The organism is bacterium (assembly GCA_004299235.1).
Taxonomy (GTDB): domain Bacteria; phylum Chloroflexota; class Dormibacteria; order Dormibacterales; family Dormibacteraceae; genus SCQL01.
In genome coordinates this window covers 1-2,228 of record SCQL01000053.1, presented here as the reverse complement: position 1 = coordinate 2,228, position 2,228 = coordinate 1, and the positions used below count along the sequence as shown (strand labels likewise).

The window sequence follows — 2,228 nt, the reverse complement described above, 5'->3', positions numbered from 1 at the left end:
CCAGCACGCCAGCCGCCAATCCCGTGGAGGCAAACGGGGTGTGCTGGGTCGAGCCCCAACTGGTATGCGCGGTCGCCTACCGCGAATATGTGGCCGGCCGCTGGCTTCGCCACACCAGCTTCAAGGGATTACGAGACACCGATCCCGCACACATTCGTGTCCCGAGCGGCTCCTAAGCGGCTGCGACGAGCTCGCAGAATTGCGACCGGCCCGCTGTCTGTCACTCGACCTCACACGGCCCGTGCGCACCACCCGATGCTGCACACACGGATAGCAGCTGGCGCTATCATTTGGTGATGGCAAAAACAGTGACACTGCGGTTGTCCGACACCGCGTATGAAGCGGTGAAACAGTATGCCGAGGCCGACGAGAAGTCGATGAACGCCTGGATTGAGACCTTGCTCGACGCCGAGGACATGCGGCGACGATGCCAGGCTCATGACCGATGGATGCAAGCGCATCCCCAGGCGGGGGCGTTCAGCGAGGCGTGGGCCGACCGCAACCTTGAGGAGTTAACGACGCGTTGACGTCGCCGCGCCGAGGGGACGTGTGGGCGACGGGCACGGGTGTCGACGTGCTTGTCATCTCCTCGACCGTCTACAACGAAATTCCTAATGAACCGACCATCATCGTTGTGCCGATCTTCGACCACGACCCCGACACTGGGTTCGGCGTGCCTTTGGACGACGATGCCTGGGCGGCCCCTGGTTTAGTCACCAGCTTGCGTAAGACGACTCTCAGTGAGTTTCGCCGACGCGCCAACGTCCAGGCCCTGACCGATGTGAACAACATGCTCTTCAGGATCCTCGCCACACCGGATCGATAGCTCGACAAACATGACCGTCGTATCTCACACCATCCGGGACACCGCCCGGGTCAACGACCACATGACCTGAGGTGGCGCAGCCAGCCGGCACGTCCCGCGCGGCGCCCAATCGTCTATTCTCGCTGAATCTGGAGGCCTGTCGCTCAACTCTGATTCCACTGATACAATCGTATTACTTGTAATGCGTATGTATTAGGCGAGGTCGCTGATGGAGGACGGGCCGAACCAGCTCGCGACGCGAGCTCGGATCTTGCGGGCGGCGCTCGACAGCTATGTCAGCGCCGGGACGGCCACTCCATCGGTGCGCGCCGTCGCCGCTGCGGCCGGTGTATCCGCCGGCTCGGTCCAGCATTTCTTTCCTTCCCAATCGGCACTGAGGGCGGCGGTTAACGACTACGTCATCGGTTTGGTGGACCGCGCGTTCGGCATCACCCTGACGGGCGAGTCCGATTCTGCGGTGGAGGCGACGCTCGATACGAGGCTCACCAATTTTTATGCCACCTATCCAGATGAATGTCGTTATCTGGCAAGGACATTGATCGGCGGAGACGAGACCGCCAGTGAACTGTTCGCCGCGTTGATGCGATTGTCTGAGCGGCAGTGGCGACAACTCAATGCCGACGGCGCACTTCGCCGCGACGTCGACTTGACCTGGGCAGCGTTGCAGGTCGTCATCATCAACATCGGAACTGTGCTCCTCGCTCCGATGATCGGCGAATATCTAGACGCCCCACTGTCAGACCCGGCGGTTCTGGCGCGCTGGCAACGCAGCCAGACAGCGCTTTTCACCGGTCTGTACGCCGACAACGATTATCGGGAGGACGACAATCATGCGGACAGCACCTCAGCGACGCGTCAGCGTTGAGCACACTATCGCCGCCGCCCCCGAGGTCATCTTCGCTGTGCTGACCGATCCTGCCCAACATGCCGCCATCGACGGATCGCGCACATTGGTTGAATGTGGCGCTCACAACGCCTCGGGCCCAAGCACTTTGAAGCTAGGTTCGACGTTCTACACCACGATGCGCCGCCGGCCGGCCAGCCTGCACACGACCGACCTCGTGCAGGCCACGATCGCGACGGCCCAGCGGGGCCAGATGCGCAACGTTGTGGTCGAATTCGTCGAAAACGAGCGAATCGCCTGGCAGAACTTCAGGCACCACATCTGGCGGTACGAACTGCAACCGGTGAGCGACTCTGAGGAGAATCGCACCCTCGTGCGCGAAACCTTCGACTACGCCACCAACATCTGTCCGCCCCTCTTGGAGATCGCCGGCTTCCCCAAGCACAACGCCGCCTCGATGAGGGCAACCCTGCACAACCTTGAGAGTCACTGCGAAAGGCTTTGATCCAGTGAGACTGCCCCAACACCGATGAGAGCTGTCCATTCTCATTGAATCTG

At 61.4% G+C, this 2,228-nt stretch carries 5 protein-coding genes; all 5 read left to right on the top strand.

Annotation, left to right across the window (positions count from 1 at the left end):
* The coding region (locus tag EPN29_13840) for a DNA ligase (GenBank protein ID TAN31287.1) at positions 1-176 on the top strand (176 nt) is incomplete at its 5' end.
* Between the two features lie 120 nt (positions 177-296).
* Positions 297-527 carry a hypothetical protein gene (locus EPN29_13835; GenBank protein TAN31286.1) on the top strand — a complete coding sequence of 77 codons (231 nt, stop codon included), beginning with the start codon at positions 297-299 and terminating at the stop codon, positions 525-527.
* Complete coding sequence (locus tag EPN29_13830) at positions 524-826, top strand: MazF family transcriptional regulator (protein TAN31285.1); 303 nt, start codon at positions 524-526, stop codon at positions 824-826. The genes EPN29_13835 and EPN29_13830 overlap by 4 nt, the downstream gene beginning before the upstream one ends.
* A 208-nt stretch (positions 827-1,034) precedes the next feature.
* Positions 1,035-1,691, top strand: coding sequence for a TetR family transcriptional regulator (locus EPN29_13825; GenBank protein TAN31284.1), 657 nt, complete (start codon positions 1,035-1,037; stop codon positions 1,689-1,691).
* The gene (locus tag EPN29_13820; GenBank protein ID TAN31283.1) at positions 1,657-2,175 is read left to right on the top strand and encodes a dimethyladenosine transferase; all 519 of its coding nucleotides are present in this window, start codon (positions 1,657-1,659) and stop codon (positions 2,173-2,175) included. The genes EPN29_13825 and EPN29_13820 overlap by 35 nt, the downstream gene beginning before the upstream one ends.
* The last annotated feature ends 53 nt before the right edge of the window (positions 2,176-2,228 follow it).